The sequence below is a fragment of the Mesorhizobium sp. genome (genome assembly GCF_965229135.1).
Taxonomy (GTDB): Bacteria; Pseudomonadota; Alphaproteobacteria; order Rhizobiales; family Rhizobiaceae; genus Mesorhizobium.
Window position 1 is genome coordinate 2,656,207 of sequence record NZ_OZ245860.1, and the last position, 15,226, is coordinate 2,671,432.

Genomic DNA, 15,226 nt, shown 5'->3' on the forward strand with positions numbered 1-15,226 from the left:
TCCAGCCAATTCCGCGGGCAAACTTACGCTTCACGACCCTTGTTTGTTGATTAGGTAGTCGGCGCCAATAGTCAGAGGCTCTCATGGACCTTGACATGCCGCCGGTACAAACAACCACAAGCCGTGACTGGCTGGGGCTGCACAAGCAGATCGCCGGTGCGACGCTGTTGATTGGTGTATCCGCGCTCATCTGTAACTTCGCCTGGGCAACAGTGCTGGCGCATCACTCACGGCATTATGGCGCCGTGGAGTTGCTGCTGATCGTGGGAATCGTGCTGATCATGGCGCTTGCGATCGCGTTGATGCGGTCGGCAAGCCGCATGGCTGGCGTCGAACGGGACTGGGCCCGCGCCAGTCAGGATTTTCAGGGTAGCCAGGCCCGTCTGCAGGCGGTGGTGAAGTACATGCCCGTGGGCGTCGTGGTGGTCGAAGCTCCCAGTGGCAGCCTGATCCTTGCCAACGACCAGCATGAAAGACTGCTGAAGTACACGCTGACCTCTGGCGTCAACCTATGGGAACAGAGTGGGCAAAAAGGATATCACGCGGACGGACGGCCTTATGAACATGACGACTGGCCCATCACCCGGGCCATCCGCGATGGCGAGGTGGTTCTCGACGAGGAGATCTGGGTCAAGCGTGGGGATGGAACCAAGGCCTGCCTGTCCATCAACTCGGCACCTGTCTTCGACGCGTCGGGTAACATATCGGCCGCGGTCATGGCATTTACCGATGTGACGGAACGCAAGGAGATGGCCGAGGAGCGCGCGATGCTTGCGCGCCGGCTTGTCAACGCACAGGAAGACGAGCGACTGCGCGTCGCCCGCGAACTTCACGACGAGATGGGACAGGACCTGACGGCGTTGTCATTGGGACTGAAGACCTTGGAGGACGTGGTCGAGTTGCCGGATCTCAAGCAATCCTTTGCCGGAATCCGGAAGATTGTCGAGCATATGAGCATCCAGGTGCACCACACCGCGGCAACGCTGCGGCCGACGCTGCTCAGCGACCTTGGCCTGCGGCAGGCTGTGGAAGACATGGTCACGACCTGGGCCGAGCGCCTCAGCGTTTCGGCGGACGCGCATCTTGAGGCGCTGGCCGATCCTCTGGACGACGAGGGCGCGGTGACGATCTATCGGGTGGTGCAGGAGGCTCTGACCAATGTGGCCAAGCACTCCGAGGCAAGCTGGATCAGTGTTACCGCACAACACGCCGACGGCCAGCTGAGAATCGTCGTCGAGGATGACGGCAAGGGCTTCGATCCCGAGGTCATCAATGAAACACGGTCCAGATGCTTTGGACTGTCAGGCATGCGCGAAAGGCTGGCTTTGGTTGGCGGTTATTTCGCGGTGGAAAGCGCCCCCGGTCAGGGAACGACCATCTACGCGTCCCTGCCAGCGGTGAGCAGACAAGCCGATGTGAGCGTACAATGACCCAAGTGCCTTCGACTTCTCGTCGCAGCGTGTTCCTTGTCGACGATCATCCGGTCGTGCTGTCTGGCATCCGGGCCATGGTCGAGGCGCAGCACGACCTGCAAGTCGCCGGCACGGCGGGTGACGTGGAGAGCGCGCTGATCGGCCTGGCGGAAACATTGCCGGATATCGTCGTCGTCGACGTTTCGTTGCCGGGCGCCAGCGGCATCGTGCTGGTCGACCGGATGCGCACAATGTTTCCGCACATCGCCGCGCTCGCCCTGACATTGCACGAAGAGGCCGCCTATGTGCGCCAATTGCTCCAGGCAGGAGCGCGGGGCTTCATTCTCAAGCGCTCGGCGGCCGAGGAATTGATCCATGCGATCCGATCTGTCCTGGCCGGAGGGCTTTACATCGATCCCGGCGTGGCGGCCAAGATCCTGAGCGAACCTCGCTCCTCCGCCGCCAATGCCGACCCGCTGAGCGAGCGCGAGATCATGGTGTTCAAGCTGGTCGCCAAGGGCTTCAGCAACAAGGAGATTTCCGGGCAATTGTCGCTGAGTGTGAAGACCGTGGAGACGTACCGTGCCAGGGCAAGCGAAAAGCTGGGATTGAGAACGCGCGCGGCGCTTGTCCGCTACGCGACGATCGAAGGCTGGATGACGCACGATTCGTAGTCCGAACCATCGAGTTCGCCCATTCATCCGTCGGCAGGCGGCCTTTTCCAACCACCTCAACGGGCACGCGGGTTTATCTGTTTTCTAACCAATTCGCCGTATTCCCTCATACGTATTGGGAGCCAGGCCCTGGTGGAGAAGCGGATCGCCACAGCGCGCTGTCATTCCGCCGGTGCCCCAGGCCGCCCGCGGGCCCGCGACCGCTTGAGCATTTCCTGACCGAGATTCAGTTGGAGCACAATTTTTTGCGCATGTGGTCACGCCTGCCATTTGACTGGACCAGAATGCTTCGATTTGGCGCTGTCGGGGTGCTGAATACGGGCGTGGGATACGCGGTTATCCTGGCCGGGGTGCTGCTGGGTCTTGGCGACATCGCATCCAATGCCGCAGGTTTCGGTACCGGTCTTGTCCTTGGTTTCTTCCTCAACCGCCAATGGACTTTCGGTCGCGCTGGCGGGTTCCGGCCCGGAACGGTCCAGCGGTATGCGCTCACGTTCTTCACGGCTTATGGCGCCAATCTGGCTGTCGTGGTTGCCGCCCGCTCGTTCGGCATGATCGAAAATCCGCTGGTCCATCTGGCAGGGATCTGTCTCTACTCTGTTATCTTCTTTTTCGGTTCCGCCCATTTTGTGTTCGTGGGAAATACGGAAAGCGGAGCCGAGGGCGTGCTTGCCGCCAAACAGCCCGGCCCTGCGTCAACCGCCAGAATACCTTGATGCACGATCGCCATACGGACGCGACTGGAGGGATGACATGAGCAGCGCTCAGGCCGCCACGAGCGCCGTGCCGTCAATTCAGGATGCGCAGCGTGCCAGGCTGGTATTCTGCCTGCTCATCGCCTTTCTGATGGCGGTTGCCCTGGCAATGTTCGCCGGCTCCACCCTGCAGGACCCCGATAGTTGGTGGCAGGTCAAGGTGGGGCTGGACTTCCTGGCGAACCGGACCTTCCCCACCGTCGATACCTATTCCCACACTTTTGCCGGCCAGCCATGGATTGCCAAGGAATGGCTGGGGCAGGTCCTGCTGGCGCTCGCCTACCAGGCCGCGGACTGGAACGGCGTCGTGGCGCTGATCATTGCCACGATCTGCCTTACGGTCTTCCTGATGGCGTGGTTTCTCAGCGAATGGCTGAAGCCGACGCTTGCGATAGCGCTGGCTTTCACCGCGGCCGCCTTGATCAGCCCCATCTATACGGCGCGGCCACACGTCTTCACCTTGCCGATCATCGTCATCTGGACGGCGCTGCTCTTTGACGCGGCAAGAGAAGAACGCGCGCCGCCATGGTGGCTGCTTGCCCTGGTCGTCCTGTGGGCGAACCTGCATGCGACCTTTACCTTGAGCTTTGTCATCGTGGCTTTCGCCGGCCTGGATCTTCTGGTGCGCGTCCGTCTGTCGAAGCCGGCATTGCTGGCCAAGTGGGTTGCTTTCGGGCTGCTGTGTCCGCTGGTCAGCCTTCTCAATCCGTACGGTTTCAAGGCCATACTGGCGACGTTCACCGTCGCCTACGGCAATGAGGCAGTGCCCCTGATCGTGGAATGGAAGGCGTTCAACGCGGCCGAGCAGATGCCTCAGGAAGCCGTGCTGATGCTGATCTTTTTTGGGCTTCTGGTGTCGCGGCTGCGAATCGGCTGGGCGAAGGCGCTGTTCGTCGTCTTCGCCCTGCATTTGTATCTCAGCCATCTGCGCTTCACATATCTGTTCTTTCTGCTGGTTCCGGTCGTGTTGGCGGTGGAGGTCGCACAGCAATACCCTTCGCTTTCCCTCCGGAAATGGATGACGGATAAGCGGGACGGGCTGGAGCGGTTTTTCGCCAGGCAGTTCTACCCTATCTGCGGAGCGGCCATTGTGCTGGCGACCGCCTCGATCTCGATGCTCGGCAGCGTGCAGCAGATCACGCCCAGCCAGAAGACCTCGGCCCGCGACGCGCTCGCCTTCGCCGAGAGCCACAAGCTTTCAGGCAATGTGCTCAACTCCTACAACTTCGGCGGCACGCTGATTTTCCACGGAATCAAGACCTACATCGATGGCCGGACGGATCAGCTGTTCCTGGGCGGCTTCACAAAAGCCGACGACGAATCGGGGCACGGCGGCGGCAAGCCAGTCCTCGAAGCCCAGTTGAAGAAATACGCGATAGGCTGGGCACTGCTCTCGGCGGGCGACAGCCGAGAGAGCCTCTTCGACGAACTCGGCTGGAAGCGGGCATATTCCGACCAATATGCCGTCATCTACGTACCCAACGTCTGATCTTTTGATGCCGGCGCGAATGCCGCTTTGCGATTGCCCGAAGCCGTGTCCTCATGATAACGAGGGCTCGCGCGGGTATGATGTAATGGTAGCCTGTCAGCTTCCCAAGCTGAACGCGCGGGTTCGATTCCCGCTACCCGCTCCAGCCTTCACCCCACCTCCCGCAAAATGAAATCGTGCAGCATCTTGGCTGCCGGCGACAGGACGCGGTTCTTTACCGTGATCAGGCTGTAGGGCCTGACCTCGATGTCGAATTCGGTCTGGACAACGTCGATGGCACCGGCCAGCCCCTCCGGGCTCTGGATGAATTTCGCCACCTGGATCGACACCGGGGCGATGGCGTCCGACTGCGCGACCATGACAAGGGTGAGCAGCAGCGAGCTGGTGTTGAGGATACGATCCGGCAAGGCGATGTTGCGGTTGAGGAAATTGCTTTCCATGGCCTGCCGCAGCGGCGAGCCGCCGGACTGGAAGACCCAGTCATAGGCCGCGGTATCCTCCAGCCGCACCAGCTTGCTCCTTGTGAGGGGGTGGTCACGACGAACGATCAGGCAGGCTTTCTCGACGCCGATCACACGCGATTCGAACAGACGCGGATTGAGGTCATCGGGGATGCGCGCGATGATGAAGTCATGGCGCGAGGCGATCAGTTCCCGCGCCAGCACATTCGAGGTCTCGACCTGCATGGTGATCTCGATTCGCGGATAGATGCGGCGGATTTCGCGGATCGCAGGCACGGCCAGTTCGATCGCCGGCGCCGTCACCGCGCCCAGGAAGACGGAACCGCCCTTGCCCGCCTTGAGCTCGGATATCTCGCGATCGACCTCGCGCATCTCGAGCAGGATCGAGCGGGCGCGCCGCGCCAGCGCCTTGCCATAGGGCGTCAGCGTGATGCCGCGCGGCAGCCTCTCGCACAGCTTCACATCGAGCACCGCTTCCATCTCGCCGATCATGCGCGAGGCCGCCGGCTGCGAGATGTTCATCACCTGAGCGGCCGCACTGACCCGGCCGTGGTCGTCGAGGGCAACGATCATGCGCATGTGGCGCAGGCTGAGACCGCTGCGCAACAGGGTCTCGCCATCGCCAGGGGTCTCATTGTAACCACCTGAAATTCCAGCTGGATTTCGCAACGCCGCCATCTCTTCCCCTTGCTTCCGGCCATTGCCCGGACCAGAGCTCTCTCAGCTTAAGCCATATACCGGTTTCGATATAGCAATCATCAAAGATCGCATTTGACAGTTATGGCAAAGGGACACAACCTTGATGCGCTTCAAGACGTGACGATCTTTGACGATAAAAATCGTATCGATTGAAACCAGCGTTTCGGAGCCATGGGAGGATACCGGAGATCGATATGACGGCAGTGGTGCCCCGGCGCTTCTGCACGATTGCGCGGCCCGCGACCCCCGGGGTGCCGCGTCCATCAACCAGGGAGAGTTAAGTGAAAATCATCAAGACGTTAGTCGCCGCCTTGGCGGTCAGCATCGCGGCCATGTCGGCCACCGCCTACGCAGCCGACAAGGGCCTCGTCGGCGTGCTGATGCCGACCAAGACCTCGCAGCGCTGGATCAATGACGGCGATGCCGTGAAGTCCCAGCTCGAGGCTCTCGGCTACACCGTCGACCTGCAGTATGCGCAGGACGACATCCCCAACCAGCTCAGCCAGCTGGAAAACGAAATCACCAAGGGCCCGAAGGCGCTGATCATCGCCTCGATCGACGGCACCACCTTGTCCGACGCGCTGCAGAAGGCCGCGGATGCCGGCGTTGTCGTCGTCGCCTATGACCGTCTGATCAAGAAGACCGCCAATGTCGACTACTACACCACGTTCGACAATTTCGGCGTCGGCGTGATCCAGGCAAATTCCCTGGTCAAGGGTCTCAAGGAGCGTTTCCCGAACACCAAGCCTTGGAACGTCGAACTGTTTGGCGGCTCGCCGGACGATAACAACGCCTTCTTCTTCTACAATGGCGCGATTTCCGTGCTCCAGCCGCTGATCGACAACGGCTCGATCAAGATCAAGTCCGGCCAGACCGGCATGGACAAGGTCGGCACGCTGCGTTGGCTCGCCGCCACCGCTCAGGCGCGCATGGACAACCTCCTGTCGGCCAACTACTCGGACGGCAGCCGCGTCGATGGCGTTCTGTCGCCCTATGATGGCCTGTCGCGCGGCATCACCGCTTCGCTGCGCGCTGTCGGTTACGGCACGAGCGCCCAGCCTTGGCCGATCGTGACCGGCCAGGACGCCGAGACCGCTTCGGTCAAGCTGATCATCACGGGCGAGCAGTATTCGACCGTGTTCAAGGATACACGCGACCTGGCCAAGGCCACTGTCGCGCTCGTCGACAAGGTGCTCTCCGGCGGCAAGCCTGATGGCCTCGACACCAAGACCTACAACAACGACGTCAAGGTCGTTCCGTCGATCCTCTTGACGCCGCATGAAGTCGACAAGTCGAACTACCAGAAGCTGGTCGTCGACTCCGGCTACATCAAGGCCGAAGACCTGAAGTAATCCCGGTTATAAAGATGGGGGTCCTGCGCGATGCAGGGCCCCTTTCCGTTCCCAAGCGACCCCGGTATTGTTTGTGCCGGCCTAGAGCAATTCCAGGAGACGCGCCTTGCGCTTTCCGTGGGGAATTGCGCATGAACAAAAACGTCTAGGAGCTTGCCTGATGACGACGATTTTGGAGATGCGCGACATCACCAAGACGTTTCCCGGCGTGAAGGCGCTATCGAACGTCAACCTCAGCGTAGAGGAAGGCGAAATCCACGCCGTGGTGGGTGAGAACGGCGCCGGCAAATCCACGCTGATGAAGGTACTCTCGGGCGTCTACCCGTCCGGCACCTATGACGGCCAGATCATCTTTCAGGGCCAGGAATGCCATTTCAAAGGCATCCAGGACAGTGAACACAAGGGCATCGTCATCATCCACCAGGAGCTTGCGCTGGTGCCGATGCTGTCGATCGCCGAAAACATCTTCCTCGGCAACGAGCGCGCCAGATACGGCGTGATCGACTGGGACGCCAACGAGGAACGCACCAGTGCGCTGTTGAAGAAGGTGGGCCTCAGGGAGGACCCCAAGACGCTGATCACCAACATCGGCGTCGGCAAGCAGCAACTGGTCGAGATCGCCAAGGCGCTGAGCAAGGAAGTCAAGCTGCTGATCCTGGACGAGCCGACGGCGTCGCTCAGCGAAAAGGACAGCCAGGCGCTGCTGGACCTTCTGCTCGAATTCAAGCGGCAAGGCATGACCTCGATCCTGATTTCGCACAAGCTCAACGAGATCAACCGGGTCGCCGACAAGGTCACCGTCATTCGTGACGGGCGCACCATAGAGACGCTGGCCAAGAAGGACATCTCGGAAGACCGTATCATCACCTCCATGGTCGGCCGGTCGCTCGACGACCGCTATCCGCCGCGCGAGCCCGAGATCGGCGAGGTGGTGTTCCAAGTGAAGAACTGGTCGGTCTACCACCCGATCCATGCCGATCGGCAGGTCATCAAGGGCATCGACATCAACGTTCGCAAGGGCGAGGTGGTCGGCATCGCCGGCCTGATGGGCGCTGGCCGCACCGAATTCGCCATGAGCCTGTTCGGCCGCTCGTACGGGCGCCGCATCACCGGCGAGGTGTTTCTGAAGGGCAAGCAAATCGATGTCTCCTCGGTAAGCAAGGCCGTCCAGCATGGCATCGCCTACGTCACCGAGGACCGCAAGACTTACGGCCTCAACCTCATCGACCACATCAAGCACAACATCACGCTGGCCAATCTCGGCGGCGTGTCGCGCCACAGCGTGATCGACGATTTGCGCGAACTCGCCGTCGCCAACGACTATCGCAAAAAGACCAACATCCGCGCGTCCAGCGTCTATCAGTTGACCGGCAATCTTTCGGGCGGCAACCAACAGAAGGTGGTGCTGTCGAAATGGCTGTTCGCCGATCCGGACGTGCTGATCCTGGACGAGCCGACGCGCGGCATCGATGTCGGCGCGAAATACGAAATCTACACGATCATCGCTCGCCTTGCCTCCGAGGGTAAGGCGATCGTGGTCATCTCGTCGGAAATGCCGGAATTGCTCGGCATCACCGACCGCATCTATGTGATGAACGAAGGACGCATGGTGGGCGAAATGCCCGCCGCGGAAGCAAGCCAGGAAAAAATAATGCGCGCCATCGTCCGGGGAGAAGGAAAAGCAGCATGAGCACCGATAGCGCCCCCGCCCCGCAGGGCAACATCACCGAGGAACAGCGCCCACGCATCGCCGTCTCGGCACTGGCGACGAACCTGCGCGAATACGGTCTGATCATCGCGCTGATCGTCATCATGCTGTTCTTCCAGTTCACGACCTCGGGCACGCTGTTCAAGCCGGTCAACCTGAGCAATCTGGTACAGCAGAACTCCTTCATCATCGTGATGGCGCTGGGTATGCTGCTGGTCATCGTTTCCGGCTATATCGACCTCAGCGTCGGATCGGTCGCCGGTTTCATCGGCGCCCTGGCGGCAAACATGATGGTCATCTGGCAGCTTGGACCGCTCAGCAATCCGCTGGTTGTTTCGATCGTATGCCTGATCGTCGGCGGTCTGATCGGCGCGGCCCAAGGTTATTGGATCGCCTACCACCGAATACCGAGTTTCATCGTCACGCTGGCGGGAATGCTGATCTTCCGAGGCATCTGCCAGGCGTTACTGGGCGGCGGCTCTTCGGTGGGACCGCTTCCGGACAACTTCAAGATGCTCAGCTCCGGCTTCATACCCGACGTGATAGGCCCGATGACGCTGATCCCGCCGACGGTCAATGCCGCCGGCAAAACGATCATGGGCAGCGGACTGACGCTGCATATGACGACGATCGTGCTGGGCTTGATCGCCGTGCTGGCCTACGCCTATTTCGGGTTGAGGACGCGGCGCAAGCGGGAGCGCCACGGCTATGAGGCAGAGCCCTTCCCCTTGTTCGTCGTCAAGACGCTGGTCGCCAGCGCGCTGGCACTGTTCCTGGTCTATGAGTTCGCCAGCTACAGGGGCCTGCCGGTGGTGTTGCTCGTGATGGGCGTGCTGATCTCGCTGTTCGTCTTCGTCACCAAGCGGATGACGATCGGCCGCCGCATCTACGCGATGGGCGGCAACCCGAAGGCGGCTCAGTTGTCGGGCATCAATACCGAACGGCTCACGCTTCTGGTTTTCATCAACATGGGCGTGTTGTCGGCGCTCGGTGGTCTGATCATCGCGGCGCGGCTTGGCCAGGCGGTGCCGGCGGCGGGTCTGGGCTCGGAGCTCGACGTCATCGCCGCCGTGTTCATCGGCGGCGCCTCGGCGATGGGCGGCGTCGGCCAGGTCATCGGCGCCGTGGTCGGCGGCTTCATCATGGGCGTGATGAACAACGGCATGTCGATCATGGGCGTCAACGTCGATTGGCAGCAGGTGGTCAAGGGCCTTGTCCTGCTGGGCGCTGTGATCTTCGACGTCTACAACAAGAACAAGGGCTGAGGTCCAGAGAAAGCAGGCAGCGTACGGGTCACATCGCGGCATCGCCGGCAAATAGCCGGCCTGGACAATCCCTCCAGGGACCAAGCACCGCGAGCGCAATCCGGACAGAGAGTTTAACCCGTGGCGCGGACAAGGTCCGAGCGACGATGGAGAAGGCTTGTCAGACAGGCAGGTCGGCCCACTACACTTGAGAGGATTCATCATGCTGATCTCCCAGATCCTTGACGACGCCGAGACAATCCGCGTTGTCGCCCGTACCGGCGGCAAGACCCGGGTCATCAACGGCGCCCGCAGCGTCTATTCTCTGGCCATGGAGGCCGCGCGCACCGGCACCGGGCTCGTCGCGCTGATCGAACGCAAGGGATATGGCGAGACGGTCGACCTCGACGCCGCATACAAAAAGGGGCGGCTGTTGTCGCCCATCAACCATCCTGACCCCGCGCACCTGCACCTTACCGGAACCGGACTGACGCATCTCGGCTCCGCGGCGACCCGCGATTCCATGCATAAGAAGCTCAAGGATGGCGAGGAACAGCTTACCGATTCCATGAAGATGTTCCGCATGGGACTGGAGGGGGGCAAGCCAGCCAAGGGCGAGGTCGGGGTCCAGCCTGAATGGTTCTACAAGGGCAACGGCACGATGGCGGTTGCACCCGGCGCCGCACTCCTCTCGCCCGCCTTCGCCAAGGATGCCGGCGAGGAGCCGGAAGTGGCCGGCATTTACGTCATCGGCGACGACGGCGCGCCATTCCGCATCGGCTTCACGCTGTCGAACGAGTTCTCGGACCACGTTACCGAGCGCGTGAACTATCTGTTCCTCGCTCATTCAAAGCTGCGCAACGCCTCTTTCGGACCTGAAATCCTGATCGGCGATCTGCCAACGGATATCCGTGGCGCATCGCGCATCTATCGCGATGGCTCGGTGCTTTGGGAAAAGCCCTTTCTGTCGGGAGAAACGAACATGTCGCACACGATCGCCAACCTGGAACATCACCACTTCAAATATTCGGCGTTCCGTCAGCCGGGCGACGTGCACGTGCACATGTTCGGCACGGCGACATTGTCCTTCGCCGACGGCATCACCACAGAAGCCGGCGACGTGTTCGAGATCGAAGCCAAGGATTTCGGCTTGCCGCTACGCAATCCGCTCGAGATCGAGCAGCCGGTGAAGGTGGCGGTGAGGGCGCTGTAACGAGAGACTGGAATGTTGGGCAAGGAAACGAACCGGGGACGGCTTGCTATTGTGGTCACCGGCTTGGCGCTTGCCTTTGCCTGTTCTTCCTCGATGGCTTACGGCGCGCAGCGCTGCAGCCCGAAATCCTATCATGAAGCCCAGTCGGCAATGACCCGCCGGCTTCTGGCCACCGGTTACTCGAAGACGCAAGTGAACTTTCTTATGCGCAATGCGGACCGCATAACTTCCGCGCTACCTGCCGACAAACTCGACGGGAATGCCAAGGCCTGCGGCATCGACTCCGCTAAAGCCTATGTCTTCGGATGCCTCGACAAGCAACTGTTCCCCTTGAAGTCCGGCACAAACGCTTTGCTCGACGACGAGAAACAAACCAAAGGATTTTGGGGCAGGAAGCGCCTCACCGTACGCGAACTGCGCTTTATCGGTGGGCTCCATGGCTGCCTTGGCGCCGCAAAAGAATCTCTCTTTCGCGGCTGAACGCGGAAACTTCACGACATCAGCGTCAGCGCGCCGAGCGAAAGTGCTTGGAGAGTTTCAGGCCCTGCGCCTGGTAGTTGGAGCCGAGATCGGTGCCGTAGAGCGCCTGCGGCCGCTTCAGCATGTGTTCGTAGACCAGTCTGCCGACAATCTGCCCATGGTCGAGGATGAACGGCACTTCATGGCTGCGCACTTCGAGCACGGCCCGGCTTCCGGTGCCGCCGGCCGCCGAATGGCCAAACCCCGGATCGAAGAAGCCGGCATAGTGAACGCGGAATTCGCCGACCAGAGGGTCGAAGGGCGTCATTTCGGCAGCGTAGAGCGGCGGCACATGCACCGCTTCCTGGCTGACGAGGATGTAGAACTCATCGGGATCGAGTACGAGTTCACCGGCGCCGCTCTTATGGATCGGCTCCCAGAAATCGACGACCTCCTGCGCGGCGCGCTTGTCGACATCGACCAGCCCCGTGTGATGCTTTCCGCGATACCCGACAAGACCGTCCTTGTCACCGTTGAGGTCGATCGACAGCGCTATGCCACCACCGGAGATGTTGGGCGGATCGGTCGCGACCAGCATCTCGTTGCGATGCAGGTCGTGCAACTCGGCCTCGGACAGCAGCGCATTGCCGGTGCGGAAGCGTATCTGCGACAGACGCGAACCGGTGCGCAGCACGATCGGGAACGTGCGAGGGCTTACCTCCAGGTAGAGCGGGCCGTTATAGCCGGCGGCGATCTTGTCGAACTCGTGGCCGCGATCAGTCATGACGCGTGTGAAGATGTCCAGTCGGCCCGTCGAACTCTTGGGATTGGCCGAAGCGGAAATGTCGGCGGGAAGCGCCAGGCTCTCCAGCAGCGGCACTATGTAGACGCAGCCCGTTTCCAGCACCGCGCCTTCTGCCAGGCTGATCTCGTGCAGCTTTAGCCGGTCGAGCTTTTCCGAGACCTTGTGATTGGGACCGGGCAGGAACGAAGCCCGCACCCGCCAGGCCTTGTCCCCTAGCCTCAGGTCAAGGCTCGCCGGCTGGATCTGGTCGACATCCAGAGGGCGCGACGAGGTGAGCGCACCCGACTGGAACAGCGCCGAAATATCCTGATCTGGAAGAATGCCTGTCTGCCGCAAGGCTCTGCTCCTTAGCCGCTGGTACAAACCTCTTAATGAAGCCGGCAATTGACGCAAGCGCGGCGCGGGTCTAAAGGGTCGTTATCCCGTGGTGATTTGGCCGGTCGGCTTGCAGCCACGTTAAACAAGTCGCTAAAGGACCGTTGGCCGCAAGGCCGTATGGACCGGTTGCGACTTTCGCGGCCGGTTTTTTTGTGTCTGGAACAAAAGCGATGAGCACCAACAAGCGCAACTGGAAGCCTCAGACGGCACTCGTGCATAGCGGGACCTTGCGTTCCGGCTTCGGTGAAACCTCCGAGGCGATATACCTGACCCAAGGCTACGTTTACGAAACGGCGCAGGCGGCGGAAGCCCGATTCAAGGGCGAGGAACCCGGTTTCATCTATTCGCGATACGCCAATCCGACCGTCGACATGTTCGAGAAGCGCATGTGCGCGCTGGAAGGCGCCGAGGATGCGCGCGCCACGTCGTCGGGAATGGCGGCGGTGACCGCGGCCCTTCTGTGCAGCGTCAAGGCCGGCGATCACATCGTGGCGGCGCGCGCACTGTTCGGCTCCTGCCGCTGGGTGGTCGAGACGCTGGCGCCGCGATACGGCATCGAAGCGACGCTTGTCGACGGTACCGACATCGCAAATTGGGAACAAGCGGTCAGGCCGAACACCAAGCTGTTCTTCTTGGAGAGCCCAACAAATCCGACATTGGAGGTGGTCGATATCGCCGCCGTCGCCTCGCTGGCCAATTCGATCGGCGCGCGGCTCGTCGTCGACAATGTCTTCGCCACGCCGCTGCAACAGAAACCGCTGCAACTCGGCGCCCACATCGTCGTCTATTCGGCGACCAAGCACATAGACGGCCAGGGCCGCTGCCTCGGCGGCGTCATCCTGTCGGACAAGAAGTGGATCGACGAGAACCTGCACGACTATTTCCGCCATACCGGCCCCAGCCTGTCGCCCTTCAATGCCTGGACGCTGCTGAAGGGCCTGGAGACGCTGCCGCTGCGCGTGCGCCAGCAGACCGAAAGTGCAGGCCGTATCGCCGACTTCCTCGCCGAAAGGCCGGAAATCGCTCGGGTCATCTATCCGGGCCGGGCCGACCATCCGCAGGCCGATATCGTCAAGAAGCAGATGTCGGGTGGCTCGACGCTGATCTGTCTCGACGTCAAGGGCGGCAAGCAGGCGGCTTTCGCCCTGCAGAACGCGCTCGACATCGTGCTGATCTCGAACAATCTAGGCGACTCGAAGAGCCTGATCACCCATCCGGCCACCACGACGCACAAGAACCTGAGCGACGAGGCGCGCGCCGAACTGGGCATAGGGCCTGGCACGCTGCGCCTGTCGGTCGGTCTCGAGGACGCCGACGATCTGCTGGAGGATATCGAGCAGGCGCTGAAGTCGGTGAAGTAAGCGCACGGGCAGTACCGCCCGCTGCTTTCAGGCCCCGGACGGCGTTTCTTCCAGCTCGGTGGCCTTGGTGCCGATCGTCATGGCATTGCCGCGCCAGTCGACGGCGCCGCCGACCCATCCGCGCACCCACATGGCCGGCAGGATGCAGTCCCGCGCCATCATGGCCGGGATGGTCCGCCATGAGATGTACCAACCCTTGGCGAAAGCCAAGGCGCATTCCGGAAGGTAGGCTGCCGCCAGCAGGGCGGCGGCCGTCAACGGCAGGCTCCATCCAGCGCCAGCGGCGGCGGCCAGCGCGAGCAGCAGCGGCACGGCCACGCCGGTCAATATTTCGGGCGCGAAGAACAGCGGGAACGTCACACGGCGCAGCCGCGCCCAACGCGCCTGGCGCGACCAAATCTCGCCCAGCGTGCGCCGGCCCAACGGCTGCTCGAAGGGCGCGGCCACCAGATTGACGCGCAGGCCGAGCCCGTTCACCAGCTTGGTCGCCGCGGCATCTTCCGCGATCTCGGCCGCAAGCGCCCGAATGCCGCCATTGGCATCGAGCAGGGGCTTGTTCCACAACATGCTCTTGCCCTGGGCGAAGCCAAGGCCAATCGCCTCGCCGGCATACTGCCAGCGCGCCTGCAGCGTGTTGAGAAACGCGCATTCGACCTCGGCCCAGAAGCCGTCGGGACGAGATCCTATCGGTGTCGAGCAGACGAGGCCGGTTCCAGGCCCCCATGCCGACATCAGGTGCTGCACGTAGTCCCTGGGCATCAGGACGTTCGAATCGGCAAGGATCACCCATTCGTGGCGTGCCGCTTCCCAGCCCTTGACGCAATTGTTGAGCTTGGGGTTGCCGCTGATGCGGTCGTCACCGAAAAGCAGCCTGGCAGGCACATCCGGAAAGCGGGCGATGGCTTGTCTGATCAAGCCGACCACAGGATCGTCGGCCTGGGCGACGCAGAAGACAAGCTCATAATGCGGCCAGTCGAGCGAGAAGGCGCGCTCCAAAGTCTCTTCGGTGAAGGGCTCGACACCACGCGCCGGAATGACGATCGAGACCGTGGGAGCCATGCCGGCTGGCGGCGCGATGGTCCCGCGCCGCTTCAGCTGGAGCGAGGCGAGCACGATACTCGCAAGATTTGCAAGGATGAGGGCGGCGGAAAGCGGGGCAGCGATGAGTGTCAGTTCCATCGAGATCTGGTCACTCCAGAAAAACCGACCACTTGAG

The 15,226-nt window shown here is 61.7% G+C and carries 13 protein-coding genes, 1 tRNA gene and 1 riboswitch; of the genes, 11 read left to right on the forward strand and 3 right to left on the reverse strand.

The annotated features are described in order from the left end of the window. Window positions 1–83 precede the first annotated feature (83 nt). The 5 genes from ACO07C_RS12695 (at window position 84) to ACO07C_RS12715 (ending at window position 4,475) form a co-directional block, all read left to right on the forward strand. The gene (locus tag ACO07C_RS12695; protein WP_421914506.1) at window positions 84–1,430 is read left to right on the forward strand and encodes an ATP-binding protein; all 1,347 of its coding nucleotides are present in this window, start codon (window positions 84–86) and stop codon (window positions 1,428–1,430) included. Next, entirely contained in the window at window positions 1,427–2,086 is a 660-nt protein-coding gene (locus ACO07C_RS12700) for a response regulator (RefSeq protein WP_421914507.1), read from the forward strand. The genes ACO07C_RS12695 and ACO07C_RS12700 overlap by 4 nt, the downstream gene beginning before the upstream one ends. Window positions 2,087–2,316: 230 nt before the next feature. Further along, window positions 2,317–2,802, forward strand: a complete 486-nt coding sequence (locus ACO07C_RS12705; protein WP_421914508.1) for a GtrA family protein — start codon at window positions 2,317–2,319, stop codon at window positions 2,800–2,802. A 37-nt stretch (window positions 2,803–2,839) separates the two neighbouring features. Next, window positions 2,840–4,330: a hypothetical protein gene (locus tag ACO07C_RS12710; RefSeq protein ID WP_421914509.1), complete on the forward strand. Its 1,491-nt coding sequence runs from the start codon at window positions 2,840–2,842 to the stop codon at window positions 4,328–4,330. Between the two features lie 71 nt (window positions 4,331–4,401). After that, a tRNA-Gly gene (locus ACO07C_RS12715) sits at window positions 4,402–4,475 on the forward strand. A gap of 4 nt (window positions 4,476–4,479) precedes the next feature. On the opposite strand, the gene ACO07C_RS12720 is transcribed toward ACO07C_RS12715, so the two are convergent. After that, window positions 4,480–5,469 carry a LysR family transcriptional regulator gene (locus tag ACO07C_RS12720; protein ID WP_421914510.1) on the reverse strand — a complete coding sequence of 330 codons (990 nt, stop codon included), beginning with the start codon at window positions 5,467–5,469 and terminating at the stop codon, window positions 4,480–4,482. A 302-nt stretch (window positions 5,470–5,771) separates the two neighbouring features. Between ACO07C_RS12720 and chvE the strand changes: the two genes are divergently transcribed. The 5 genes from chvE (at window position 5,772) to ACO07C_RS12745 (ending at window position 11,487) form a co-directional block, all read left to right on the forward strand. Further along, complete coding sequence (gene chvE, locus ACO07C_RS12725) at window positions 5,772–6,842, forward strand: multiple monosaccharide ABC transporter substrate-binding protein (RefSeq protein WP_421914512.1); 1,071 nt, start codon at window positions 5,772–5,774, stop codon at window positions 6,840–6,842. A gap of 157 nt (window positions 6,843–6,999) precedes the next feature. Further along, on the forward strand, window positions 7,000–8,532 hold the full coding sequence (gene mmsA / locus ACO07C_RS12730) for a multiple monosaccharide ABC transporter ATP-binding protein (RefSeq protein ID WP_421917512.1): 1,533 nt from the start codon (window positions 7,000–7,002) through the stop codon (window positions 8,530–8,532). Next, the gene (gene mmsB / locus ACO07C_RS12735; RefSeq protein WP_421914513.1) at window positions 8,529–9,815 is read left to right on the forward strand and encodes a multiple monosaccharide ABC transporter permease; all 1,287 of its coding nucleotides are present in this window, start codon (window positions 8,529–8,531) and stop codon (window positions 9,813–9,815) included. The genes mmsA and mmsB overlap by 4 nt, the downstream gene beginning before the upstream one ends. 202 nt (window positions 9,816–10,017) lie before the next feature. Beyond that, window positions 10,018–11,007: an AraD1 family protein gene (araD1, locus tag ACO07C_RS12740; protein ID WP_421914514.1), complete on the forward strand. Its 990-nt coding sequence runs from the start codon at window positions 10,018–10,020 to the stop codon at window positions 11,005–11,007. Between the two features lie 12 nt (window positions 11,008–11,019). Continuing rightward, window positions 11,020–11,487 carry a hypothetical protein gene (locus ACO07C_RS12745; protein WP_421914515.1) on the forward strand — a complete coding sequence of 156 codons (468 nt, stop codon included), beginning with the start codon at window positions 11,020–11,022 and terminating at the stop codon, window positions 11,485–11,487. A gap of 25 nt (window positions 11,488–11,512) precedes the next feature. Here ACO07C_RS12745 and ACO07C_RS12750 read toward each other — a convergent pair whose 3' ends face one another. Next, on the reverse strand, window positions 11,513–12,607 hold the full coding sequence (locus tag ACO07C_RS12750) for a 2'-deoxycytidine 5'-triphosphate deaminase (RefSeq protein WP_421914516.1): 1,095 nt from the start codon (window positions 12,605–12,607) through the stop codon (window positions 11,513–11,515). Window positions 12,608–12,685: 78 nt separating this feature from the next. Then, window positions 12,686–12,763, forward strand: a riboswitch (SAM riboswitch). A gap of 56 nt (window positions 12,764–12,819) precedes the next feature. Between ACO07C_RS12750 and ACO07C_RS12755 the strand changes: the two genes are divergently transcribed. Next, window positions 12,820–14,010 carry an O-succinylhomoserine sulfhydrylase gene (locus ACO07C_RS12755; RefSeq protein ID WP_421914517.1) on the forward strand — a complete coding sequence of 397 codons (1,191 nt, stop codon included), beginning with the start codon at window positions 12,820–12,822 and terminating at the stop codon, window positions 14,008–14,010. Window positions 14,011–14,037: 27 nt separating this feature from the next. Here the strand turns inward: ACO07C_RS12755 and ACO07C_RS12760 are convergent, their stop codons facing one another. Continuing rightward, on the reverse strand, window positions 14,038–15,189 hold the full coding sequence (locus tag ACO07C_RS12760; protein WP_421914518.1) for a ceramide glucosyltransferase: 1,152 nt from the start codon (window positions 15,187–15,189) through the stop codon (window positions 14,038–14,040). Window positions 15,190–15,226 lie beyond the last annotated feature (37 nt).

Coding starts and splice junctions, on each gene's coding strand:
- ACO07C_RS12695 (WP_421914506.1), top strand. CDS start 84: ATGGACCTTGACATGCCGCCGGTACAAACAACCACAAGCCGTGACTGG.
- ACO07C_RS12700 (WP_421914507.1), top strand. CDS start 1,427: ATGACCCAAGTGCCTTCGACTTCTCGTCGCAGCGTGTTCCTTGTCGAC.
- ACO07C_RS12710 (WP_421914509.1), top strand. CDS start 2,840: ATGAGCAGCGCTCAGGCCGCCACGAGCGCCGTGCCGTCAATTCAGGAT.
- ACO07C_RS12720 (WP_421914510.1), bottom strand. CDS start 5,469: ATGGCGGCGTTGCGAAATCCAGCTGGAATTTCAGGTGGTTACAATGAG.
- mmsB (WP_421914513.1), top strand. CDS start 8,529: ATGAGCACCGATAGCGCCCCCGCCCCGCAGGGCAACATCACCGAGGAA.
- araD1 (WP_421914514.1), top strand. CDS start 10,018: ATGCTGATCTCCCAGATCCTTGACGACGCCGAGACAATCCGCGTTGTC.
- ACO07C_RS12745 (WP_421914515.1), top strand. CDS start 11,020: ATGTTGGGCAAGGAAACGAACCGGGGACGGCTTGCTATTGTGGTCACC.
- ACO07C_RS12755 (WP_421914517.1), top strand. CDS start 12,820: ATGAGCACCAACAAGCGCAACTGGAAGCCTCAGACGGCACTCGTGCAT.
- ACO07C_RS12760 (WP_421914518.1), bottom strand. CDS start 15,189: ATGGAACTGACACTCATCGCTGCCCCGCTTTCCGCCGCCCTCATCCTT.